Below are 23055 nucleotides of genomic sequence, written 5' to 3'. Positions count from 1 at the left end.
CCTAACAGACCAGCGTGCCGGGAAAACTGTCCGGTTCATCGCCGGGCAGCGGCAACGCGGCATTGTACGCCGTGATCAACGCCCGGGCGTTGTCCGCCTGGTCGTCCTCCACCGACAAGCCCAGCAGGCCGAAAATGGGCAACTCACCGCTGCCGCCAAGCAAATCCCGCCCGGCCAGATGCGCCTCGATGCCTTCGCTGGCCAGCATGCCTTGCAGCAACTCGCCTTCCATCAGGTTTTCCGGTTCATAGATCCGCTGCATGGAGCGCCCCTTTCATTCGTTTTCGCTGTGAACTTCAAGCAACCATTCCTGCCCGTCCGTCTGCAGCACGAACGTAATGGGCCGACAACAGACCGGACAGTCTTCGATATAGGTCTGATCGCCGCCGGACAAATCCAGCACCGCCTCGGCTTCCTCCCCACAATAAGGACATTCGTAGCGCTCGGTTTCCAGCATCGCGGTCTCCCGGGTGACTTGTGCGTATAATCGCCGGTCTATTTGCAGGGCTATTGGTGTCTGGCTACCTTTTCAGACCGTGCCCCGTCGGTTTTCGATCAAAACCTTTACTTACCCTAGCCGTTTCCAACAAGAGAGCATGATGGGCGAATTCGATGCCATCCGACCTTACGACGATAGCGAAGTACCAGCGGTGCTGGCACGGTTGCTCAGCGACAAGGCGTTTCTAGATATCCTCACCCACTTCCGCTTTCCGCGTTTCGCCGGTGCCTTCGGCTGGATGCTCAAACCTCTTATAGCGCATCGCTTGCGTCGTGAGTTCGCCGGCGTCAATTCCGTGGCCACGCTGCAGGACAAGGTCGAGTATTACGTCGACCACACCATCGACCGCGCCACGGACGGGGTGACCTACACGGGTGTCGAGCAGTTCAAGTCCGGCAGTGCCTACCTGTTCATCGCCAACCACCGCGACATCGTGATGGACCCGGCCTTCGTCAACTATGCCGTGTACCACGCCGGCCTGCCGACACCGCGTATCGCGATCGGCGACAACCTGTTGCAGAAACCCTTCGTCAGCGACCTGATGCGCCTGAACAAGAGTTTCATCGTGCACCGTTCGATCACCGGGCGCCGGGAAAAAATGGCGGCCTACCAGCTGCTGTCCGCCTACATCAACCACTCGATCCGCAACGATTGCGCCTCGATCTGGATCGCCCAGGCCGAAGGCCGGGCCAAGGACGGCGATGACCGCACCGAGTCGGCGATTCTCAAGATGTTCCACATGAGCCGCAAGGACGAGCCGTTCGGCGAGGTCATCCGCTCGCTGAACCTCACCCCGGTGTCGATCAGTTACGAATACGACCCGTGCGACCAGGCCAAGGCCCGCGAGCTTTACATCCGCGCCACCACTGGCAGCTACACCAAGGCGCCGGGCGAAGACGATGTGAGCATTGCCAAGGGCATCACCGGCTACAAGGGCCGGGTCCATGTGAACTTCGCCGCGCCGATCACCGACCTGTTCGAAGACACCAAGCAGTTGGCGATCGAAATGGACAAGCAGATTCTGGGAGGCTATCGCCTGTTCCCGGTGCACTACCTGGCTTACGCGCAGTGGCAGGACGCCGATCCGCAGTTGCAGGTGCCGACCGCCGCCCAGGTGTTTGCCGCCGATGAACTGGCCAAGGCCGAGGAAGAATGGCAACAGCGCCTGGACGCCTGCCCTGAAGCGCATCGTCCGTTCCTGGTGCTGCAATACGCCACGCCGGTTCGTAATCAGTACCGGGTGAAGGCCGGGTTGCCGCTTTAGATGCGTCTTGCCTGGTTACAAACCTGTGGGAGCGAGCCTGCTCGCTCCCATTGGTGTTTGGGAATGCTCAGACGCGCGTGCTGATCCACGATACCAGCAGCGCGAGCCCCAGGCAGGCAAAGCCGAAACGATAGAAAAACCGGTTCATGCGCAAGGTGGCCCAATCCACGGTTGGCTCGTCGCTCGGGCGAGTCTGGCGCTGCGCGGCGAGACTGGCCTGGGCGCGCAGTTCGCGGCGACGCGTGGCGTGCAACAACCAGCTGCCCGGGAAGGCGAACAGCAAGGCCAGCAAGTTGATCAATTTGGCGGGATGGGCAGTAAACAGCGTCATCAAATGCAGCGACATCACGAACCTCGGACATAACGGGTGTGGCAGCCGAACCGACGACTGCGGCGCGGATTCTACCGAAAGACACCCGGGCTGCCCGCCGTTTTGCGATAAATAACCCACCATTTGGCAGATTCCTGTCCTGCGTCACGGCTTCGTCATCTGAATACGCCAGTCTCTCGCCCCACCAAAACCGACACGGACATCGTCATGCTCCACGCCGAAAACCAGGACCGCCTCTACCTGATAGCCCAAAGCGACGAACAACAAACGTTGGTCGGCAGCCTCGCCTTCAACGTACAGGATCGACATTGGCTGGTGTACTGCGCGCTGGGTGGCCATCAACATGCGGATCTGCCTGAGGCAGACTTGCTGACGGGCGTGAGTGTGCTGGATTTCTATTGCGAAGCGGCCTGAACCCAACGTTACCTTGCCGGAACGAGATTGCTCGCTCCGGCAAGGGCTCGCATCATTCGCCGAGGATCTGACCCACGGTCGGGTCCTTGAACAGACGCGTCAGCGCATCGCTCAACACATCGCTGACCAGCTTGGTGTTGGTTTCCTGGTTCGGCGCCATGCCGAAACGCTGGTCCAGGGACGCGCCGTAACGACCGCTGTAGCGACGGTTGGCGTTCTGCACATCGGAGCGGAACGTCGCACCGATGGTGGCCTCGGTCACGTACATGCCTTCCTTGGGCGACTGATACTTCAGCTCGGCCAGGGTGACGGTCAGTTGCGGGGCATTCAGGGCATTGGACGTCGGGGTGAAGCCCAGCAGACGCACGGCCGCTTCGGCCTGTGCCTGCAACTTCGGCAGGATCTGCGCGCCCTGCACGGTGATCGCGCTGGTCTCGGGATACAGACCGCCACGGGTGCCCAGGGTCGGTGAAGGACGACCATCCACCACGCGCACCACCACAGGCTGGCCGTGGCCGACCGGCGCCAGCTGAGTCGTCAGCTTCGGCTCCGGATTGAGTTGTTGCGGGCTGTGGGCGCAGCCAACCAGCGTCAAGCTGGTCACAGTGATCAAACCGAACAACAAGCGTTGCAACATGCTCTTCTCTCCAGAATCAGGCACAGACAGGCCGGCAGTATAGCGGTGCGCCTGTGCGGCGAACCAGCGCAACAATCAAGGATTAGTCCGACAAGACCTTCGGATTCCACGCCTGTCACACAGATTTCACCCTCCGTACACTTGCACGTCACGCTTTTTTGACAACCTCCACAGCCATCACCCCTCAAGGTAACCGGCCATGCGCTACCTGATCTCGTTGTTTGCACCTCGACCGTTGCACCGTTGCTTCGCCCTGCTCGATCACAACGGTCATTGCCAGGCATTCAAGCAATGCAACCTGCAGCCCATGGGCGAAGGCTGGGTCGAAATCGAGGAAATCCGCCTCAACTGGCTGCATCATCCCCTGCCCGCCAGCGCCCGTGTCAGCCCGCGTCGACCCCGCGCCAGGGCCCAGCAACTGCTGGCAACCTGACCAGACGCCTAATAAAAGTCATTAAACACGTCCATTTCCCTGCGTTTCTTAGATACAATCTCCCCCCGATTATAAGGACGTCTCCTGATCGGGCCTCGCAGCATCGCCAATGCTTCGGTTTTGGCACCCCGCACCGCCCCACAGAGAGCCGCCCACACAGATCGAGTGAAGCTGGCGCGCTTGCTGTTCCTTGAGCAACCCCCTCTTTTCGCGAATCTGCAGAGCTGTCGTTACGCTCGGTCACTGAGCTGTTTGCCCGTTTTGCCCGTCATGCACCCCATGGCGGCCATCCATCCGGGCACGGTGCCAGGCTGGGACAGCCCTTTTTGAGGTTCACGTCTTCAAAAGAGCGTGAAAAAAACGGGTTTTCACAACTTCACAAGAGTGTGGCGAGCAAATGAATAGTTTTGCGTCTGAATATGCACCATTAGCGTCTGAAACAGCCCGACGACACAGGACCGAGTACACCTCGAACACCGGAGCCTGAAGCCTGTCCGCTACGGATTTGGTTGCACGAACGGAGGTCTCGACCATAAGTCGAATTGCCAGCCGCCCGCTGAAATGAGTTCATGTGACTCTGATCGAGCCCGGCAGGCAGCGTCCGTCGAAGTTGCGAAAAATTGCGAAGATTCGGACATGGCGATCCTGCCATGGGTACCTGGGGCAACACAGATACGCCCCGTCACTCCTGGCAGCCATGCCGTCAATTTGGTGCTGCAGATTTTGGAGACGCGTTAAATGGCGCATAACGAAGCAGTCGACGTAGTACTGGTAGGGGCCGGCATCATGAGCGCCACCCTGGCCGTGCTGCTCAAAGAGCTCGACCCCGCGATCAAGCTGGAAGTCGTCGAGCTGATGGATTCCGGTGCGGCGGAGAGTTCCAACCCGTGGAACAACGCCGGTACCGGTCACGCCGGGCTGTGTGAGCTCAACTACACGCCCCAGGGCGCCGACGGCGTCGTCGACATCAAGAAAGCCGTGCACATCAACACCCAGTTCGAGGTGTCGAAGCAGTTCTGGTCCTACCTGACCAAAAAAGGCACCTTCGGTTCGTGCAAATCCTTCATCAGTCCGGTGCCGCACCTGAGCTTCGTTCAAGGCGACAGTGGCGTATCGTTCCTCAAGGAACGCTTCAAGGTGCTGAGCAAGCATCACGCCTTCGCCGACATGGAGTACACCGAAGACAAGGCCAAAATGGCCGAGTGGATGCCGCTGATGATGCCAGGCCGTCCGGCTGATGAAGTGCTCGCCGCGACCCGCGTCATCAATGGCACCGATGTCAACTTCGGCGCCCTGACCAACCAGTTGCTCAAGCACCTGACCAGCGCGCCCGATGCCCAGGTCAAGTACTGCAAGCGCGTGACCGGCCTGAAGCGCAACAACGGCGGCTGGACCGTCAGCATCAAGGACGTCAACAGCGGCAATACCCGTGAAGTCGACGCCAAGTTCGTGTTCCTTGGCGCGGGCGGCGCGGCGTTGCCGTTGCTGCAGGCCTCGGGCATCGAGGAAAGCAAAGGCTTCGGCGGCTTCCCGATCAGCGGCCAGTGGCTGCGTTGCGACAACCCGGAAGTGGTCAAACACCACCAGGCCAAGGTGTACAGCCAGGCCGCCGTGGGTTCGCCGCCCATGTCCGTGCCGCACCTGGACACCCGTGTGGTCGATGGCAAGAAGTCCCTGCTGTTCGGACCTTATGCCGGTTTCACCACCAAGTTCCTCAAGCACGGCTCCTTCATGGACCTGCCGCTGTCGGTTCGCGCCGGCAACATCGGTCCGATGCTTGCCGTGGCGAAGAACAACATGGACCTGACCAAGTACCTGGTCAGCGAAGTGATGCAATCGATGGAGCAGCGCCTGGAGTCCCTGCGCCGCTTCTACCCTCAGGCCAAAGCCGAGGACTGGCGCCTGGAAGTGGCTGGCCAACGGGTGCAGATCATCAAGAAGGACCCGAAAAAGGGCGGCATCCTGCAATTCGGTACCGAACTGGTCGCGGCCAGAGACGGTTCCCTGGCGGCACTGCTCGGCGCTTCGCCTGGTGCCTCGGTGACCGTTTCGATCATGCTGGAACTGATCGAGAAATGTTTCCCGGGCAAAGCGTCCGGCGAATGGGCCACCAAACTGGCGGAAATCTTCCCGGCCCGTGAAAAACAGCTGGAAACCGATGCCGCGCTGTACCGCAAGATCAACGCGCAGAACAACATCGCGCTGGAACTGGTCGAAGAAAGCAGCGAGACGCCAAGCTTCGCTTGATTCGAGCCCATGAAAAACGCCCCGCTCTCATCGAGAGCGGGGCGTTTTTTTGTGCCGCCTGAAAGCCGTCAGCCGCGCGCGGCGTTGATCAGCTCGATGTATTCGGCGGCGTTGCGCTGGTCCTTGATCAACGCAATGAAATCGTTGCCCTGTGCGTCCTTGCCATCCAGATCAAAGCCGGCGGCAACGAAGAACACCAGGAAGCGCTCGAAGTCATCGATACGCAGGCCACGATAGGCCTTGATCAGTTTGTGCAGGGACGGCGAAGTGGCGTCGACCGGGTCGAAATCGAGGAACAACTTGATCTGCTCGTCGCCGATCTCGTCACCAATCACTTGCTTCTTATCTTTACGCATTGCCGACTCCAGCTCGCAGACATTTCACGGGGCAGGCAGTTTACCCTTCACCGACCGCCCGGCTCAACGCGAACGCACGGCGCCGGTGTGCAGGTCAGCCCAGACATGGCCGTTGGCGTAGCTGAGGAACTGGCAATACACCGTTTCATTACGCAACAGGTCGATCACCACGCGGTATTGCGCCAGCGGGTAAAACAGCGTCAGGGTCTTGCTCTTGTCGTCGTAGATCGGCTTTTTCAGGCTTTTGCTTTCGCCGTCGAAGTTCACCAGCACCTGATTGATGGTCGCGCCCTTGTTCAAGGACTTGCCCTTCAGGCGAATCAGCAAGGGCGAGGTCACCGGGATCGGCTGCTGGTTGGACTGGCGCTGGCTGCCGACCACCACCGAGTACTCGGTGACCTGCAGCAACTGTTGTTGCTCAGGCTCGGCCTCCCTCAGGGTCAGGTCATCGGGCGGCAGGAACTGCGCGTGCATCGGCGCAGGCGCGGCCGCCAGCGGCAGGCTGAGGGAGAGCAACAGGGCGGCGCAGCAGCGGATCAACGGATTCATCACAGACCTCTTGTAGGAGCGAGCTTGCTCGCGATGGACATTAACAATAACGCTGGCAGTCTGGTACCGCGCATTGGTCATGCATGCTTCGCGAGCAAGCTCACTCCTACAGACGTTCCATGAACTGCCCACGCATCCAGGCCTGGTACTCAGCCACGCCAGGCTCGCCTTCACGGGGCGCCCAAGACGCGAGCTCACCTTCGCCCACCGGCCGGTAAGGGCCGGCCTTGCACTCGAACATCAGGCTGTCGGCTTCCAGCACCACCAGGCCGTGGAACACGCCGGGCGGCAGGTCCACCCCCACGCACTCGCCACCCGCCTGAAGGATCTGTTTGCGCACCACCGCGCCGGACTCGTCGAAGATCAACAGGCCCAGGCGTCCTTTGAGGACCAGTAGCGTTTCCGCCTTGTCGTGCCCCAGGTGTCGATGCGGCGGGATGTACGTCGCCGGTTGCAAGCCCACCGCCATTCGGTGGCAAGGCTCCTCCATCTGATGGAAGTTGTGGTGCTGGCGCCCGCGAGGATTGGCCCCGGCTTTCTCGGCAAGTTCGCTGAACAGGGTCTGGTCAAGAAAGCGCGGCGTGCTCATGGCTTACATTCCTTTAACGGCAAAAATCCCGTTGGCGTTGCGCCAGTAGCCCTTGTAGTCCATGCCATAGCCGAAGATGTAGCGGTCGATGCACGGCAGGCCGACGAAATCGGCTTTCAGGTCCGGACGCGCCTTGCGGTCGTGGTCCTTGTCGATCAGCACGGCGGTGTGCACCTTGCGCGCACCGGCGTGTTTGCAGAAGTCGATGATCGCGCCCAGGGTGTGACCTTCGTCGAGGATGTCGTCGATGATCAGCACATCGCGGTCGATGAACGACACTTCCGGCTTGGCTTTCCAGAACAAATCGCCGCCGCTGGTTTCATTGCGATAGCGGGTGGCGTGCAGGTAGGACGCTTCCAGCGGGAATTGCAGGTGGGTGAGCAGCTTGCCGGCGAAAATCAGACCGCCGTTCATCACACAGAACACCACCGGGTTGCTGTCGGCCAGTTGCTCATTGATGTGCGCACCCACGCGGGCGATGGCCGCCTCGACTTCAGCTTCGGTGTACAGGCAGTCAGCCTCTCGCATGATTTGACGGATATGCTCGAGATCAGCGGACATGGCGCTCTCCAAGGGTGGCGGTTCAGGAAAAGCGGGCAAAGGTACGCATCCCGCGAGGTCAGATCAAGCGTTTGTGGACTAACGTACTCTATGTCTATAGGACAACACCCTCGGATAGATTAATCTAGGCCGGTTTTTTTGCCCGCCGCCGGAGCCTTTCCCATGCCCATCCTCGAGATCCGCCATCCGCTGATCCGTCATAAACTCGGCCTGATGCGCCGCGCAGACATCAGCACCAAGAATTTTCGCGAACTCGCCCAGGAAGTCGGCGCCCTGCTGACCTATGAAGCCACCAAGGACCTGCCGCTGGAAACCTACGATATTCCAGGTTGGTGCGGCACCGTGTCGGTGGAGAAAATCGCCGGCAAGAAAATCACCGTCGTGCCGATCCTGCGCGCCGGTATCGGCATGCTCGAAGGCGTGCTCAGCCTGATTCCGGGCGCCAAGGTCAGTGCCGTGGGCGTGGCCCGCAACGAGGAGACGCTGCAGGCCCACACCTATCTGGAAAAACTGGTTCCGGAAATCGACGAACGCCTGGCGATGATCATCGACCCGATGCTCGCCACCGGCAGCTCCATGGTCGCCACCATCGACCTGCTGAAAAAGGCCGGTTGCCGTGACATCCGCGCCATGGTCCTGGTCGCGGCGCCCGAAGGCATCGCCGCTGTCGAGAAGGCTCACCCGGACGTGACCATCTACACCGCCTCGATTGACCAGAAGCTCAACGAACATGGCTACATCATTCCTGGCCTGGGCGATGCCGGCGACAAGATCTTCGGCACCAAGCAGAAGGACGCGTAACCATGCAGCAGGAGTTCAACGATCCGCTCTGGCGCACGGTGCTGTCCGGCGCCCAGATGCTGTTCGTGGCGTTTGGCGCCCTGGTGTTGATGCCGCTGATTACCGGCCTCGACCCCAACGTGGCGCTGTTCACCGCGGGCCTGGGGACGATCCTGTTTCAGGTCGTCACCGGACGCCAGGTGCCGGTATTCCTGGCATCGAGCTTCGCCTTCATTACCCCGATCATTCTCGCCAAGGGCCAGTTCGGGCTCGCGGCGACCATGGGCGGCGTGATGGCGGCGGGTTTCGTCTACACCTTCCTCGGCCTGGCCGTGAAGATCAAGGGCACCGGCTTTATTGACCGGTTGCTGCCGCCGGTGGTGATTGGCCCGGTGATCATCTCCATCGGCCTGGCCATGGCTCCGATCGCCGCCAACATGGCGATGGGCAAGGCGGGGGACGGCACCGAGCTGATCCACTACCAGACCGCGATGCTGATCTCGATGCCGGCGCTGCTGACCACCCTGGTCGTCGCGGTGTTCGGCAAGGGCATTTTCCGCCTGGTGCCGATCATTTCCGGCGTGCTGGTGGGCTTCGCCATGTCGTTCTATTTCGGCGTCGTCGACACCGCCAGGATCGCCGCCGCACCGTGGTTCGCCATTCCGGCCTTCACTGCGCCGGAGTTCAACTGGCAGGCGATCCTGTTCATCGTACCGGTGGCACTGGCGCCAGCCATCGAGCACATCGGCGGGGTGATTGCCGTCGGCAGCGTGACCGGTCGCGACTACCTGAAGAAACCCGGCCTGCACCGCACGCTGTTCGGCGACGGCATTGCCACCACCGCAGCCGGTCTGTTCGGCGGCCCACCCAACACCACCTATGCCGAAGTGACCGGCGCAGTGATGCTGACCAAGAACTACAACCCGAAAATCATGACCTGGGCGGCGATCTTCGCCATCAGCCTGGCGTTCATCGGCAAATTCGGCGCGTTGCTGCAAAGCATTCCGGTGCCGGTGATGGGCGGAATCCTGTGCCTGTTGTTCGGCTCAATTGCGGCAGTGGGCATGAACACGCTGATTCGCCACAAGATCGACCTGGGCGAGGCGCGCAACCTGGTGATTGTCTCGGTCACGCTGGTGTTCGGGATTGGCGGCGTGCTGGTCGGCACCGGCACCGGCCCGGACGACTTTGGCCTCAAAGGCATCGCGCTGTGCGCGGTGGTGGCGATCGGGCTGAACCTGATTTTGCCGGGCAATGACGGCTGGAAGAACAAGAAGGCGGATGAGCCTTTGTTGTAAGGCTGCAAGTATTTGCTGTGACTGACGTCGCTATCGCGAGCAGGCTCGCTCCCACACTGGATCCGTAGCATCACACATCCAATGGGGGAGCGGGCTTGCTCCGGGCAGCGATCGACCAAGCCTCTAAAGCGCCAACGGCGCCCTTTCGCACAGCGTGTTCAACGCCCGCGCCCACTGCGGATCATCGTTGAGGCACGGCACCAGCACTAATTCCTCTCCACCCGCCTCGCGGAACTGCTCCTTGCCACGATCGCCGATCTCTTCCAGGGTCTCGATGCAATCGGCAACGAACGCCGGGCACATCACCAGCACTTTCTTCACGCCGCTTTTGGCCAGTTCATCCAGGCGGGCCTCGGTGTAGGGTTCGATCCATTTCGCCCGCCCCAGGCGCGATTGGAACGACACGGACCACTTGTCCTCCGGCAAGCCCATGCCCTTGGCGAACGCTGCCGCCGTGCGCAGGCATTGCGCGCGATAACAGGTGGCCAACACCTGCGGCGAAGCATTGCGGCAGCAATCCTGATTCTTCAGGCAATGCTGACCGGTCGGGTCCAGCTTGGTGAGGTGCCGCTCCGGCAACCCATGGAAACTCAATAGCAGGTGATCGTAATCCTGCTCCAGGTGCGGCGTGGCACTGGCCACCAGCGCATCGATGTATTCGGGTTGATCATAAAACGGCTCGAGGATCGAGAACTGCAGGTCGAGCTTCTTTTCGCGCACGACGCGCCTGGCTTCCTCGATCACCGTGGTCGTCGTGCTGTCGGCGAACTGGGGATAAAGCGGCGCGAGGGTCACGCGCTTGTGCCCCTGGGCAGCGAGCTGCACCAGTTTCGTTTCAATCGAGGGTTCGCCGTAGCGCATCGCCAGCTCCACCGGCCCATGATGCCACTGGGTGCTCATGGCCTGCTGCAAGCGACGACTGAGCACCACCAGCGGCGAACCCTCCTCCCACCAGATCGAGGCGTAGGCGTGAGCCGACTGCTCCGGGCGCTTGATCAGGATCAGCGAAACCAGCAGGCGTCGCACCGGCCATGGCAGGTCGATCACATAGGGGTCCATCAGAAATTGATTGAGGTAGCTGCGCACATCCGCCACCGAGGTGGAGGCCGGCGAACCCAGGTTGACCAGGAGCAACGCGTGATCGGTCATGCAACTTCCTATTTCAAAGGCGGCTGGACAAGTCGTCCAGAGCCGCGCGCAGATCAGTGAACTCAAAGGTGTAGCCCGCTTCCAGCAAGCGAGCCGGCAAGGCCTTCTGGCCGCCCAGCAACAACGATGACAATTCGCCCAGGCCGACTTTCAACGCCAGCGCCGGCATCGGCATGAACGCCGGTCGGTGCAGCACGCTGCCCAACGTCTTGGCGAACTCACGATTGCGCACCGGTTTGGGCGCGCAGGCATTATAAGGACCGCTGGCACTTTTCTGATGCAGAAGAAAATCAATCAGGCCGATTTCATCCTTGATATGGATCCAGGGCATCCACTGCCGACCATTGCCCAAAGGCCCGCCCAGCCCCAGTTTGAACGGCAGCAGCAGCCGCGACAAAAAGCCGCCCTCGGCGGACAGGACCAGCCCGGTCCGAATGAACACCACCCGCACTCCCAACCCTTCGGCACGCTGTGCGGTTTCCTCCCAGGCAATGCACAACTGGCTGGCGAAATCGTCGATCACCGGTGCCGAGTCTTCGGTCAACTCCCGCTCGCCCCCGTCGCCGTACCAACCGATCGCCGACCCCGAGATCAACACCTGCGGTTTGTGCTCACGCTGTTCCATCCAGGCCAGCAGGGTTTCGGTCAGGGTAATCCGGCTGCTCCAGAGCAGGGCCTTGCGCCGGGATGTCCAGGGTCGGTCGGCAATCGGCGCACCCGCGAGGTTGACGATTGCGTCGACAGGCTCTTGCCCGAGGTCTTCGAGCAGCGCGACACCGCGTACACCGGCACCACAGATTTTCGCGACTTTTTCAGGCGTGCGGCTCAAGACGGTCAAACGATGCCCCTGACTCAACCAGTGTCGGCAGAGTTGACGTCCTATCAAACCAGTACCGCCGGTCAGCAATATGTGCATGACATCTTCCTCGCGTGGCGTTTTACCCTGATCACTAGTCTATTTTTATAAGCAGGGAATCTTTGATATCGGACAGGCTCTGTGTTTAACAATAGGCCAAGCTGTCAGAACGATAATGCTAAAAGTTATACCAAAAAATAATTATGTACAGGTTTCATCCACAGCGTAGTCTGTACAGAAAGGCAAACGAGGCCCCCATGACTGTACCTATCGCAATCATCGGCACCGGCATCGCCGGACTCTCGGCCGCTCAGGCCCTTACGGAGGCCGGGCATGTCGTTCAACTTTTCGATAAAAGCCGCGGCAGCGGCGGACGCATGTCGAGCAAGCGCAGCGACGCCGGCGCCCTGGACATGGGAGCGCAGTATTTCACCGCGCGCGACCGTCGCTTTGTCACGGAAGTCCAGCGCTGGCAAAGCAAAGGCTGGGTCGACGAGTGGACGCCGCAGCTCTATACATTCCACGGCGGTCAGTTGAACCTGTCGCCGGACGAACAGACCCGCTGGGTCGGTACGCCCCACATGAGCGCTATCACCCGTGGCCTGCTCGGTGATTCGCAAGTGCAGTTTGCCTGCCGCATCACCGAAGTCTATCGCGGTGAAGAGCATTGGCATCTGCAGGACGCCGAGGGTTTCACCCACGGCCCGTTCAGCCACGTGATCATCGCCACGCCAGCGCCTCAAGCCACCGCGCTGCTGGCCTCGGCGCCGAAGCTCGCCGGTGCCGCCGCCGGGGTCAAAATGGACCCGACCTGGGCCGTCGCGCTGGCGTTCGATACACCGTTGGACACCCCCATGGAAGGCTGCTTCGTGCAGGACAGCCCGCTCGACTGGCTGGCCCGCAACCGCAGCAAGCCAGGGCGCGACAACGCGCTGGACACCTGGGTGTTGCACGCGACAAGCAGCTGGAGCCGGCAACACATCGACCTGTCCAAGGAAGCCGTGATCGAGCAATTGCACGGTGCATTCGCCGAACTGCTGCACAGCAGCATGCCGGCGCCTTCCTTCAGTCTGGCGCACCGCTGGCTGTATGCGCGCCCTGCCAGCAGCCATGAATGGGGCACGCTGGCCGATGCCGACCTGGGCCTCTACGCCTGTGGCGACTGGTGCCTGTCAGGTCGGGTCGAGGGTGCCTGGCTCAGTGGTCAGGAGGCTGCACGGCGCTTGCACGCCCACCTGCAATGAACCGCATCAACCCGCGTAAATTGCTGCTGTCGAAATGGACAGCAGCCCATCCGCAAAACCGCGAGAAGCACTTTCTGGTGACCGAACTGTACCGCGATGAAGAAGGCACTGTGCTGGACGTCGAGTTGCAGGCGGTGTTGACCCAGCGCAGTCAACGGCTCGCCTGGCAGACCCTGAAAGACAGCGACGCCTGGCGGCTGGGCTGGAAATAGATCCCGGTGAGAAATTTCCGCGGGAGCGAGCCTGCTCGCGATCGTCGTCAACAGTAACGCTGGCTGTCCGAATACCCGCGTTGATCCTGCGACCATCGCGAGCAGGCTCGCTCCCACAATGGCCCTTAAAACCTATACAAATGATTTGACTTGTACACCTTTGAATCTATGATGAAGTCATGTTGTACAGATTTAGCAATCTGTACAGGTTTAGATTCGAGGTGCTCCGATGTCCGACACTGCCATGAAACCAAAAATCGCCATCAGCGCCTGCCTGATGGGTGCCGAGGTCCGTTTCAACGGCGGACACAAGCAGTCGGACCTGTGCAGCCGCACCCTCACCGAGTACTTTGATTTCGTGCCGGTATGCCCGGAAGTGGCGATCGGGCTCGGCATCCCCCGGCAACCGATTCGCCTGGTGGGCCACGCCGATCAACCCGAAGCCGTCGGCACCACCCAGCCCGACCTGAACGTCACCCGGCCGCTGGCCGAGTACGGCGAGAAGATGGCCGCCGAGCTGAACGATATCTGCGGCTACATCTTCATGCAGAAATCGCCGTCGTGCGGCCTGGAACGGGTCAAGGTCTATCACGCCAACGGCGCGCCGGTCGACGGTGGCGGCCGTGGCATTTATGCCCAGGCGTTCTGTGCCCGGCACCCGGACCTGCCGGTGGAAGAAGCGGGTCGGCTGAATGACCCCGTGCTGCGGGAAAACTTCCTCACCCGCGTGTTCGCCTACAGCGACTGGCAGCAGTTGCGACGGGATGGCCTGACTCGACGCGCACTGATCGATTTCCACTCGCGCTACAAATACCTGCTGATGGCCCATCACCCGGTGCAATACAAAACCCTGGGCAATCTGCTGGGCAACATGGGCCACACCGATCCGGAAGAACTCGGCCCACGCTATTTCAGCGAGTTGATGGCGGCGTTGAAGCAATGCGCCACGCGCCGTACCCACAGCAACGTGCTGCAACACCTCAGTGGCTACCTCAAGCGGGTCATCAGCGCTGAAGACAAGCAGGAAATGCAGCACGTCATCGGTCAGTACCGCCACGGCATCGTGCCGCTGGTGGTGCCGCTGACGCTGCTCAAACACTACTTTCGGCAACACCCGGATCCGTACATCGCGCAGCAGGTGTACCTGCAACCGCACCCGGAAAAACTCAGCCTGCGAAACGCCATCTAATGAAAAGTGCCATTGACAGCAGTGCCGGCGAAGACCTCGGCGCCGACTTCAAAAAAGCCCTCGACGAGGGCTGGCTGCCGATTCGCGAAGTCGCCCGGCAGACCGGGGTCAACGCCATCACGCTGCGCGCCTGGGAGCGTCGCTATGGCCTGATCGTGCCGCAACGCACACCCAAGGGGCATCGGCTGTTCAATGCCGAGCACGTGCAACGCATCCTGACGATTCTCACCTGGCTCAATCGCGGCGTGGCCGTCAGCCAGGTCAAGCATTTGCTCGACACGCCCCAGACGACCAGCGTCCCGGTGGAGAACGACTGGCAGGTGCTGCGCAATACCCTGTTGCAGGCAATCATGCAGTTGAACGAGCGCAGCCTGGATGACACCGTCAATCAGGCCATCGCGTTGTACCCGCCGCAAACCCTGTGCGAACACCTGCTGATGCCGTTGCTGGCCGACCTGGAACAGCGCTGGCAAGGGCAGTTCGGCGCGCAGATGGAGCGGGTGTTCGTTCATTCCTGGCTGCGCAGCAAGTTCGGCGCGCGGGTTTACCACAACAACCGCCAGTTGCGCAGCACACCGCTGCTGTTGATCAATCATTCGGACCGGCCCTTGGAACCGGGCCTGTGGTTGACCGCGTGGCTGATCAGCAGCGCCGATTGTGCGGTGGAGGTGTTCGACTGGCCGCTGCCGGCGGGCGAACTGGCGCTGGCCGTCGATCACCTGCAAGCCCGAGGCGTCCTGTTGTATTCCAGCATGGCGATCAACCTGTCGCAGTTGCCGAAACTGTTGAATGGCGTCAATTGCCCAAAAATGATCGCCGGGCCCACGGTGTGCATCCATCACACCGAGCTGTCCGCAAAAACCTCCGAGATCGCTGATTTGTCCCTGGCCGAAGACCCGTTATCGGCGCATCGGCAATGGGTTCAGCGTGGGCTTTTCTAAGATGAGCGCAGACACCACCATGCAACTGATCTGGCTGCGCAGTGACTTGCGCCTACATGACAACACCGCCCTCTCGGCCGCCGCCGCACGCGGTCCGTGTGTCGCGGTCTATCTGCTGAGCCCTGAGCAATGGCTGACCCATGACGACGCGCCTTGCAAGGTGGATTTCTGGCTGCGCAACCTCGGCGAGTTGAGCAAGGCCCTTGGCGAACTCAACATTCCATTGCTGATCCGCACGGCCGCTCGCTGGGATGAAGCGCCGCAGGTCGTGCTCGATCTGTGCCGCCAGTTGGGCATCCAGACGGTGCACGTCAACGAGGAATACGGCATCAACGAAAGTCGTCGCGACGCGGCAGTGGCCGACCTGCTGCAACGTCACGGCATCGGTTTGCAAAGCTATCTCGACCAATTGCTCTTCAAGCCTGGCACCGTGCTGACCAAAACCGGCACCTACTTTCAAGTGTTCAGTCAGTTCCGCAAGGTGTGTTACGAGCGCCTGCACCGTTCGCTGCCCAACCGTGTGACCGCGCCGATGGCGCAATCGAAGTTGAACATCGACAGCGATGACATTCCCGCCGCCGTGGAAGGTTTCGAGACACCCGGCGAGACCCTGCGCGCCCTGTGGCCCGCCGGTGAGCACGAAGCCCAGCGGCGCCTCGACACCTTCGTCGATGCACAGATCGACTACTACCAGAGCGAGCGTGACTTTCCGGCCAAGCCCGGCACCAGCCAGCTTTCGGCCTACCTCGCGGCGGGTGTCATTTCCCCGCGCCAATGCCTGCACGGCGCCTTGCAAAGTAACCAGGGCGAGTTCGAAAGCGGCAAGGTCGGTGCAGTCACCTGGATCAACGAACTGCTGTGGCGCGAGTTCTACAAACACATTCTGGTGGGTTATCCGCGTGTCTCGCGACACCGCGCCTTCCGCCCGGAAACCGAGGCACTGGCCTGGCGCAAGGCGCCGCAGGAGCTGCTGGCCTGGCAACAAGCGCGCACCGGACTGCCGATCATCGACGCGGCGATGCGCCAACTGCTGGAAACCGGTTGGATGCACAACCGCTTACGCATGGTCGTGGCGATGTTCCTGACCAAGAACCTGCTGATCGACTGGCGCGAAGGCGAACGTTTTTTCATGCGGCACCTGATCGATGGCGACCTCGCAGCGAACAATGGCGGCTGGCAATGGAGTGCCTCCACCGGCACCGATTCGGCGCCCTACTTCAGGATATTCAACCCGCTCAGCCAATCGGAAAAATTCGACCGCGAAGGCCTGTTCATCAAGCACTGGCTCCCGGAGCTGGCGGGCCTGGGTCGAAAGGACGTGCACAACCCGGCCAACCTCGGCGGCCTGTTCGGGGTGGCGGACTACCCTTCGCCGATCGTCGACCTCGGCGCCTCCCGCGCCCGTGCATTGGCCGCGTTCAAGAACCTGCCGTCACGGCAGCACGCCGGAGATGGGTATGAGTGATTTTCTGCGGCGTTTTGCCCGGCAGTTCGCCGACCTGAACAAGGACAACCTGCAGCGCCTGGACGAGCTGTACAGCGCCGATGTGCATTTCACCGACCCCCTGCATGACGTGCAGGGGCTTGGGGACTTGCGGCGCTATTTCAATGATCTCTACGCCAATGTCAGTGAACTGCGTTTCGACTTCCATGGCTTTGACCAGGTCGCCGAGGGCGAAGGCTACCTGCGCTGGGTCATGAGCTATCGCCATCCGCGCCTGGCCGGTGGCCGGCTGATTCGGGTCGACGGCTGCTCCCACCTGCGCTGGCGCGACAAGGTCTATCGGCACCGGGATTACTTCGATGCCGGCGCCCTGCTTTATGAGCATTTACCCGTACTGGGCAGGGCCATTGCCTGGCTGAAAAGGAGAATGGGATGAGTCGTACAGCTCCGAGACGCTATTGGTTGACCGGTGCCAGCAGCGGGATTGGCGCCGCGCTGGCCGAAGAGATCCTGAAAACCGGCGCTCACCTGGCCGCCAGCGCGCGCTCGGTCGCACCGCTGAAAATCCTCTCGCAACGCTATCCGGGACAAGTGCTGGTGGTGCCCGGCGACCTGACCAACAGCCAGACCGTCCGCGAAATCGGCGAGCAGATAGCCGACGCCTGGGGCACGCTGGATACCGTGATTCTCAACGCAGGGACCTGCGAATACGTCGACGCTCGCCAGTTCGACGCGTCGATCATCGAGCACGTGGTGCGTACCAACCTGCTGGCCAGCAGTTACTGCATCGAAGCGGCCTTGCCTCTGTTGCGCAAAGGTGTCGCGCCTCACCTGGTGGGGGTCGCCAGTTCAGTGACCTATCTGCCGCTGCCCCGTGCCGAAGCCTACGGCGCCTCGAAAGCCGGGCTGCGCTACCTGTTCGAGTCCCTGCGCCTGGACCTGGCGCCGGAAGGCATCGAGGTCACCGTGGTCAGCCCGGGTTTCGTCGACACCCCCCTGACGGCCAAAAACGACTTTCCCATGCCGCTCAGTTGGCCAGTGGGCAAAGCCGCGCGCCACATCTTCAACAAGCTGAAGGATCGTCCCCTGGAGATCGCGTTCCCCGCCCTGTTCATGGCAGCGCTCTGGCCCCTGTCGAAAATGCCCAACGGGGTGAAATTCGCCATCGGCAAACGCATGGTGCGCAGCAGCCCGCCGATCAAGGATCCGACATGAACATCGCCATCATCGGCAGCGGCATCTCGGGGCTGACCAGTGCTTACCTGCTCAATCGAAACCACGAGATCACCCTGTTCGAGGCCGATGCTCGCCTCGGCGGCCATACCCATACCGTGGAGGTAGCCGTCGATGGCCGGACCTACTGCGTGGACACCGGCTTCATTGTGTTCAACGACTGGACCTACCCGAACTTCATTCGATTGCTGGGCCAGATCGGCGTGGGCTTCAAGCCGACGCAGATGAGCTTCTCGGTCACCGACCCCGAGACGGGCCTGGAATACAACGGCAACACCCTCAACAGCCTGTTCGCGCAACGCCGCAACCTGTTCTCGCCCGGGTTCCTGGGCATGCTGCGAGACATTTTGCGCTTCAACAAGCAAGCCCCGCGCGACCTTGCCGAAGGCCGCATCGCCGCCCATACCAAGCTGGGCGATTACCTGGCCGCCAACGGCTACGGCGAGCGCTTCACCCTGCATTACATCGTGCCGATGGGCGCCGCGATCTGGTCCATGTCGATGGCCGACATGCTCGGTTTTCCGCTGCAATTCTTTGTCCGTTTCTTCAAGAATCACGGCTTGCTGTCGGTCAGCAATCGCCCTCAATGGTGCGTGATCGAGGGTGGATCAAGCGCCTACATCGATCCCTTGACCCGCTCGTTCAAAGACCGGATACGCCTCGATTGCCCGGTGACACGGGTCGAGCGCTCCGCCGATGGCGTGGTGATCCACAGTGCCGCCGGCAGCGAGCATTTCGACAAGGTGGTGTTCGCCTGCCACAGCGTTGAAGCGTTGAACCTGCTGGCCGCCCCGAGTGCCGCCGAGCAGTCGATCCTCGGTGCCCTGCCCTACGCCAACAACGAAGTGGTGCTGCACACCGACACGCGTTTGCTGCCTTCGAGGAAACTGGCCTGGGCGAGCTGGAATTACCGCCTCGGCGGCAGCGGTCATACCCGGGCCGCCGTGACCTACAACATGAACATTCTCCAGGGTATTCAGAGCGACACGACGTTCTGCGTCAGCCTCAACCAGAGCGCCGGCATCACCCCATCGAAGGTGCTGCACAGATTCACCTACGCCCATCCGCAATACAGCGTGACAGCGGTGGCCGCACAGCAACGCTGGGAAGAACTGAACGGCGCACTGCACACCTACTATTGCGGGGCCTATTGGGCCAACGGTTTTCATGAAGATGGCGTGGTCAGTGCCTTGCGCGTGGCCAGCTCATTGGGGCAGACCTTGTGAACAGCGCCCTCTACAGCGGCTGGATCCGCCATCGGCGATTCGCCCCCCGACAGCATCAATTCCGTTACCGGATCGGCCTGCTGTACCTCGATCTCGACGAGCAGGACGCCGTGCTCGGGCTGTCGCCACTGGCCGGCAACCAGCGCTTTTCACCTTTTTCATTCCGTGAAAGCGACTACCTCAAGGCCTTTACCGGCAACGGCATGCGCCTGATAGATGCGGTGCGCGAACAGGTCCGCCAGGCGATTGGCCATGCACCGCAAGGTTCGATCTGCCTGTTGACCCAACCGCGTAGCTGGGGTTTGTCGTTCAACCCGGTGAGTTTTTTCTACTGCCATGAAGTGGATGGCCAACTGGCGGCGATCCTCGCCGAGGTCACCAACACCCCCTGGCGCGAGCGCTATCACTACGTCTTGCCGGCCAGGGTTCCTGAACACCTGCACGATTTTCACCAGCACTTTGCCGTGGCGAAGTCCTTCCATGTGTCGCCCTTTCTGCCGCGTGATCTTGAGCACCACATGAGCTTCAGCCCCGTTGCGCGAAAACTCGGCGTGCACATGGCCGACTGGCAGGGTGAGCTGAAACTGTTCGACGCCACGCTCAGCCTCAAACGCGAAGCGCTGGACCGCGCCAACCTGCACCGTTATTTGAGGCGCTTCCCGTGGATGACCGCGAAAACCGGTCTGGCGATCTATTGGCAAGCGATGCGCCTGCTGTTCAAACGCGTACCGATCTTTTCCCATCAGGCTGCCGATGGCAGTTTCCAGACCGCCACCGTTGCGCCCAAGGATCATCGTCATGAAGTCCATTAGCATTTCGGCCAAAACCAACCTGCTCGCCCTCAACGGTTTGAGCGGTTCGCTGCTGCGCCGCTGCGTCCTGCGCCAACTGGCGCACCTCAAGCATGGGCAACTGGTGGTCGTCGAGGACGGTGAGCGCCTGGTGTTCGGCAGCACCGGCCATTCCTTGCTGGGTGAAATCCAGATCCTCGACCCTGCCGCGTGGGGGCTGGTGGCGAGCAACGGCTCGATCGGCGCCGGGGAGGCGTTCATCCATGGTTACTGGAGCTCACCGGACCTGACCGCCGTGGTCCGGGTATTCGTCAGCAACCTTGAGGTGCTGGACGCCCTGGAAGGTGGCCTGGCCACGCTGGGCCGGCCGCTGGTTCAAGGGTTGCACTGGCTCAACCGCAATACCCGCGAGGGCTCGCGAAAAAACATTGCCGCTCATTACGACCTGGGCAATGACCTGTTCGAACAGTTTCTCGACCCAACCATGATGTACTCGGCCGCGCAATTTCGCAGCCCCGAGGACAGCCTCGAACAGGCGCAGTTGAACAAGCTGGAACGGATCTGCCAGAAGCTCGACCTGAAGCCGAGCGACCACCTGCTGGAAATCGGCACCGGCTGGGGCAGCATGGCGCTGTACGCGGCCCAGCATTATGGCTGTAACGTCACCACCACCACACTCTCCAAAGAGCAGTACGCCTATACCGCCCGACGCATCGAGGCGCTGGGGCTGCAGGACCAGGTGACGCTGTTGCTCAAGGACTATCGCGACCTCACCGGGCAATACGACAAGCTGGTGTCGATCGAGATGATCGAAGCCGTGGGTCATCGGTTCCTGCCCGTTTACTTCAAGCAATGCGCGCACCTGCTCAAGAGCAACGGCCTGATGCTGTTGCAGGCCATCACCATTCGCGAACAGCGTTACGAACAGGCCAGGAACAACGTGGATTTCATTCAGCGCTACATTTTCCCCGGCGGAGCCCTGCCCTGCGTGCAGAAGATGCTGGAAATCGTCAGCCGCGACACCGACATGAACCTGCTGCACATGGAGGATTTTGGCCTGCACTACGCGCGAACCCTGCGCCTGTGGCATGAGAATTTTCGCCGTGCCCAGGGGCGTCTGAGCGAGTTGGGCTACGACGACGGCTTCCTGCGGCTGTGGGAGTTTTACCTGTGCTACTGCGAAGGTGGTTTTCTGGAGCGCACCATCGGGACCGCCCAGTTGCTGCTGGCCAAACCCGCGGCGATGCCTGCGCCGTTGCTCGGCCGCTTCGATGCCTGAGCGTCTGGCCAACGCCCTGCTGTTCCAGCTCGGCTGGTTTGCCTGCGTGATCGGAGGCAACAGTTTGTGGTTACTGGTGGCGCTGGCGATCGTGGTGGTTCATCTGCTGTGGATCAGTCGATGGGCGGATGAAGGCCGCCTGATCCTCAGCGTGGTCCTGCTGGGTACCGCCGTCGACAGTGCATTACGCTGGCTGGGAGTGTTCGAATTCAACGATGTCGCGCCGCTGATCCCCCTGTGGCTGATGCTGTTGTGGGCACTTCTGGCCACCACCTTGCGTCATTGCCTGCAGTGGACCGCCCGCCCGTGGTGGCTGGGGAGCTTGCTGGGCGCCGTGGCGGGCCCGTTGTCGTATTACGCCGGAGGGCAACTGGCCGGCGTGCAATTTCCCTATGGACCATGGCCGACCCTGATCGGCCTGGGCCTGCTCTGGTCGCTGCTGCTTCCCACCCTGCATCTCATGGCCCTCCGGCTGGCACCCCGCCCGGCATCCCGCTAAGCGTCCGTCAGACCTTTCACACAGCGATGATCGACTGACTTACACTGCGCCCCATGAAAACCATCCCCCACACGCAAATCGTCGAGCCGGCGATCACCTGCTCGACGTGCGCAGCCTGCTGCTGCCAGCTCGAAGTCATGCTGATCACCGACACGGGCGTGCCCGAACGTTTTATCGACACCGATGATTGGGGCGGGGAAGTCATGCGGCGCCTGGACGACGGCTGGTGCGCCGCGCTGGACCGCAACAGCATGATGTGCACGATCTACGAGCAACGCCCGCTGATCTGCCGGGAGTTCGAAATGGGTGCACCGGAGTGCATCGATGAGCGCCAGGGGATTACCACGGCGTATCGCTGAAAGCCGAAATTGAACGTGTGGGAGCGAGCCGGCTCGCGATGACGGAGCATCAGTCAACATCTCCATGACTGAAATGACGTCATCGCGAGCAGGCTCGCTCCTACCGTTTTTAGAGGGGCATCGTGTAGTGCAGCGCGTAACTTTCGACGCCGTCGTTGTTGCTGCTCAGACCGGCGTTGGAATAGTGAGTCGCGCGAATGCCCACTTCATGTCCGCCCGCGAAGCGCAGACCGAATCCCAGACGATCTTCGAACTGGAAAGACTGGCCGATGTTGTTGTCTTCGAGTTTGGTGTCGGAGAAAAACGCGACGCCGATCCCCGCCTCGATATACGGCTTGACGTTCTGGCCGGCGAACTCATAAACGAACACCGGGGAGAACGACAGGCTGTTGTTGCTGGAGGTCTTGTCGCCTTCCCAATAGGTGTAGGCGCCACTCCAGTAACCGGTCAGGCGACCGACATCACTTTGCAGCCAGCTCTGGTCCCAGTCGAATTGCATGCCCAGTCGATAGGTCATGGTCGAGTCGCTCGTCTGGCCGACCGAAAACTCCACGCCTGCCGCCTGTGCAGTAAAGCTTTGCCCCATCAGTGCGGCCGCAATCGCGGCCAAGCAGAATAGTCTCTTCACTAGAAACATCCCTATTCGATCATTACGTTAAGTTTTATTTGAAGCCC

29 protein-coding genes are annotated in these 23055 nt (G+C 61.2%); 18 read left to right on the top strand and 11 right to left on the bottom strand.

The features are described from left to right. Nucleotide 1 precedes the first annotated feature (1 nt). Nucleotides 2-262, bottom strand: coding sequence for a putative signal transducing protein (locus tag IB249_RS12360; protein WP_192305029.1), 261 nt, complete (start codon nucleotides 260-262; stop codon nucleotides 2-4). A gap of 12 nt (nucleotides 263-274) precedes the next feature. After that, nucleotides 275-457: a CPXCG motif-containing cysteine-rich protein gene (locus IB249_RS12355; protein WP_008153387.1), complete on the bottom strand. Its 183-nt coding sequence runs from the start codon at nucleotides 455-457 to the stop codon at nucleotides 275-277. Nucleotides 458-599: 142 nt separating this feature from the next. Here IB249_RS12355 and IB249_RS12350 point away from each other — a divergent pair, with 142 nt between their 5' ends. Further along, nucleotides 600-1763 (top strand): 1-acyl-sn-glycerol-3-phosphate acyltransferase, encoded by a 1164-nt coding sequence (locus tag IB249_RS12350; RefSeq protein ID WP_192305027.1) that lies wholly within the window; start codon nucleotides 600-602, stop codon nucleotides 1761-1763. A gap of 67 nt (nucleotides 1764-1830) precedes the next feature. On the opposite strand, the gene IB249_RS12345 is transcribed toward IB249_RS12350, so the two are convergent. After that, nucleotides 1831-2109 carry a hypothetical protein gene (locus IB249_RS12345; protein WP_192305025.1) on the bottom strand — a complete coding sequence of 93 codons (279 nt, stop codon included), beginning with the start codon at nucleotides 2107-2109 and terminating at the stop codon, nucleotides 1831-1833. A 192-nt stretch (nucleotides 2110-2301) separates the two neighbouring features. Here IB249_RS12345 and IB249_RS12340 point away from each other — a divergent pair, with 192 nt between their 5' ends. Continuing rightward, nucleotides 2302-2508, top strand: coding sequence for a hypothetical protein (locus tag IB249_RS12340; protein ID WP_192305023.1), 207 nt, complete (start codon nucleotides 2302-2304; stop codon nucleotides 2506-2508). A 52-nt stretch (nucleotides 2509-2560) separates the two neighbouring features. On the opposite strand, the gene IB249_RS12335 is transcribed toward IB249_RS12340, so the two are convergent. Further along, entirely contained in the window at nucleotides 2561-3145 is a 585-nt protein-coding gene (locus IB249_RS12335) for a YajG family lipoprotein (RefSeq protein WP_192305021.1), read from the bottom strand. Nucleotides 3146-3344: 199 nt separating this feature from the next. Here IB249_RS12335 and IB249_RS12330 point away from each other — a divergent pair, with 199 nt between their 5' ends. Next, complete coding sequence (locus IB249_RS12330) at nucleotides 3345-3578, top strand: hypothetical protein (protein WP_192305019.1); 234 nt, start codon at nucleotides 3345-3347, stop codon at nucleotides 3576-3578. A gap of 738 nt (nucleotides 3579-4316) precedes the next feature. Next, entirely contained in the window at nucleotides 4317-5825 is a 1509-nt protein-coding gene (gene mqo, locus IB249_RS12325) for a malate dehydrogenase (quinone) (RefSeq protein WP_192305017.1), read from the top strand. A 68-nt stretch (nucleotides 5826-5893) separates the two neighbouring features. Here the strand turns inward: mqo and IB249_RS12320 are convergent, their stop codons facing one another. The 4 genes from IB249_RS12320 to IB249_RS12305 form a co-directional block, all read right to left on the bottom strand. Further along, nucleotides 5894-6181, bottom strand: a complete 288-nt coding sequence (locus tag IB249_RS12320) for a PA4642 family protein (RefSeq protein ID WP_192305015.1) — start codon at nucleotides 6179-6181, stop codon at nucleotides 5894-5896. Between the two features lie 63 nt (nucleotides 6182-6244). Beyond that, complete coding sequence (locus IB249_RS12315; protein ID WP_192305013.1) at nucleotides 6245-6730, bottom strand: hypothetical protein; 486 nt, start codon at nucleotides 6728-6730, stop codon at nucleotides 6245-6247. 106 nt (nucleotides 6731-6836) lie between these two features. After that, nucleotides 6837-7319: a WbuC family cupin fold metalloprotein gene (locus tag IB249_RS12310; RefSeq protein WP_192305011.1), complete on the bottom strand. Its 483-nt coding sequence runs from the start codon at nucleotides 7317-7319 to the stop codon at nucleotides 6837-6839. Nucleotides 7320-7322: 3 nt separating this feature from the next. Beyond that, the gene (locus IB249_RS12305; RefSeq protein ID WP_162437176.1) at nucleotides 7323-7880 is read right to left on the bottom strand and encodes a hypoxanthine-guanine phosphoribosyltransferase; all 558 of its coding nucleotides are present in this window, start codon (nucleotides 7878-7880) and stop codon (nucleotides 7323-7325) included. 162 nt (nucleotides 7881-8042) lie between these two features. Here IB249_RS12305 and upp point away from each other — a divergent pair, with 162 nt between their 5' ends. Together upp and IB249_RS12295 are read left to right on the top strand one after the other, a co-directional pair. Beyond that, nucleotides 8043-8681, top strand: a complete 639-nt coding sequence (gene upp / locus IB249_RS12300) for a uracil phosphoribosyltransferase (protein WP_192305009.1) — start codon at nucleotides 8043-8045, stop codon at nucleotides 8679-8681. 2 nt (nucleotides 8682-8683) lie between these two features. Next, nucleotides 8684-9958: a uracil-xanthine permease family protein gene (locus tag IB249_RS12295; RefSeq protein WP_192305007.1), complete on the top strand. Its 1275-nt coding sequence runs from the start codon at nucleotides 8684-8686 to the stop codon at nucleotides 9956-9958. Between the two features lie 123 nt (nucleotides 9959-10081). Here IB249_RS12295 and hemH read toward each other — a convergent pair whose 3' ends face one another. Together hemH and IB249_RS12285 are read right to left on the bottom strand one after the other, a co-directional pair. Beyond that, a complete protein-coding gene (gene hemH, locus IB249_RS12290; protein WP_192305005.1) occupies nucleotides 10082-11107 on the bottom strand; it encodes a ferrochelatase in 1026 nt (341 codons plus the stop codon). A gap of 13 nt (nucleotides 11108-11120) precedes the next feature. Beyond that, nucleotides 11121-12023: a TIGR01777 family oxidoreductase gene (locus IB249_RS12285; RefSeq protein ID WP_192305003.1), complete on the bottom strand. Its 903-nt coding sequence runs from the start codon at nucleotides 12021-12023 to the stop codon at nucleotides 11121-11123. A 197-nt stretch (nucleotides 12024-12220) separates the two neighbouring features. On the opposite strand from IB249_RS12285, the gene IB249_RS12280 reads away from it, so the two are divergent. From IB249_RS12280 to IB249_RS12225, 12 genes are all read left to right on the top strand, one after another. Next, on the top strand, nucleotides 12221-13207 hold the full coding sequence (locus IB249_RS12280) for an NAD(P)/FAD-dependent oxidoreductase (RefSeq protein ID WP_192305001.1): 987 nt from the start codon (nucleotides 12221-12223) through the stop codon (nucleotides 13205-13207). Further along, nucleotides 13204-13419, top strand: coding sequence for a TIGR02450 family Trp-rich protein (locus IB249_RS12275; protein ID WP_192304999.1), 216 nt, complete (start codon nucleotides 13204-13206; stop codon nucleotides 13417-13419). The genes IB249_RS12280 and IB249_RS12275 overlap by 4 nt, the downstream gene beginning before the upstream one ends. Nucleotides 13420-13648: 229 nt before the next feature. Further along, nucleotides 13649-14608: a YbgA family protein gene (locus IB249_RS12270; RefSeq protein WP_192304997.1), complete on the top strand. Its 960-nt coding sequence runs from the start codon at nucleotides 13649-13651 to the stop codon at nucleotides 14606-14608. Continuing rightward, the gene (locus IB249_RS12265; protein WP_192304995.1) at nucleotides 14608-15549 is read left to right on the top strand and encodes a MerR family transcriptional regulator; all 942 of its coding nucleotides are present in this window, start codon (nucleotides 14608-14610) and stop codon (nucleotides 15547-15549) included. The genes IB249_RS12270 and IB249_RS12265 overlap by 1 nt, the downstream gene beginning before the upstream one ends. 19 nt (nucleotides 15550-15568) lie before the next feature. Further along, complete coding sequence (gene phrB, locus IB249_RS12260) at nucleotides 15569-17014, top strand: deoxyribodipyrimidine photo-lyase (protein WP_192306375.1); 1446 nt, start codon at nucleotides 15569-15571, stop codon at nucleotides 17012-17014. After that, a complete protein-coding gene (locus tag IB249_RS12255; protein WP_192304993.1) occupies nucleotides 17007-17429 on the top strand; it encodes a nuclear transport factor 2 family protein in 423 nt (140 codons plus the stop codon). The genes phrB and IB249_RS12255 overlap by 8 nt, the downstream gene beginning before the upstream one ends. Beyond that, nucleotides 17426-18208, top strand: a complete 783-nt coding sequence (locus IB249_RS12250) for an SDR family NAD(P)-dependent oxidoreductase (protein ID WP_192304991.1) — start codon at nucleotides 17426-17428, stop codon at nucleotides 18206-18208. The genes IB249_RS12255 and IB249_RS12250 overlap by 4 nt, the downstream gene beginning before the upstream one ends. Continuing rightward, nucleotides 18205-19452, top strand: coding sequence for an NAD(P)/FAD-dependent oxidoreductase (locus IB249_RS12245; RefSeq protein WP_192304989.1), 1248 nt, complete (start codon nucleotides 18205-18207; stop codon nucleotides 19450-19452). Before IB249_RS12250 ends, IB249_RS12245 begins: the two co-directional genes overlap by 4 nt. Continuing rightward, the gene (locus tag IB249_RS12240) at nucleotides 19449-20264 is read left to right on the top strand and encodes a DUF1365 domain-containing protein (RefSeq protein WP_192304987.1); all 816 of its coding nucleotides are present in this window, start codon (nucleotides 19449-19451) and stop codon (nucleotides 20262-20264) included. Before IB249_RS12245 ends, IB249_RS12240 begins: the two co-directional genes overlap by 4 nt. After that, nucleotides 20251-21522 (top strand): SAM-dependent methyltransferase, encoded by a 1272-nt coding sequence (locus IB249_RS12235; protein ID WP_192304985.1) that lies wholly within the window; start codon nucleotides 20251-20253, stop codon nucleotides 21520-21522. The genes IB249_RS12240 and IB249_RS12235 overlap by 14 nt, the downstream gene beginning before the upstream one ends. Further along, nucleotides 21515-22021, top strand: coding sequence for a DUF2878 domain-containing protein (locus tag IB249_RS12230; protein WP_192304983.1), 507 nt, complete (start codon nucleotides 21515-21517; stop codon nucleotides 22019-22021). The genes IB249_RS12235 and IB249_RS12230 overlap by 8 nt, the downstream gene beginning before the upstream one ends. Before the next feature lie 53 nt (nucleotides 22022-22074). Beyond that, complete coding sequence (locus tag IB249_RS12225) at nucleotides 22075-22380, top strand: YkgJ family cysteine cluster protein (RefSeq protein ID WP_192304981.1); 306 nt, start codon at nucleotides 22075-22077, stop codon at nucleotides 22378-22380. A 109-nt stretch (nucleotides 22381-22489) separates the two neighbouring features. On the opposite strand, the gene IB249_RS12220 is transcribed toward IB249_RS12225, so the two are convergent. Then, entirely contained in the window at nucleotides 22490-23008 is a 519-nt protein-coding gene (locus tag IB249_RS12220; RefSeq protein ID WP_192304978.1) for an acyloxyacyl hydrolase, read from the bottom strand. Nucleotides 23009-23055 lie beyond the last annotated feature (47 nt).

The sequence above is a fragment of the Pseudomonas sp. PDM04 genome, assembly GCF_014851765.1.
Lineage (GTDB): Bacteria > Pseudomonadota > Gammaproteobacteria > Pseudomonadales > Pseudomonadaceae > Aquipseudomonas.
This window is presented reverse-complemented; position numbering and strand designations above follow the sequence as displayed.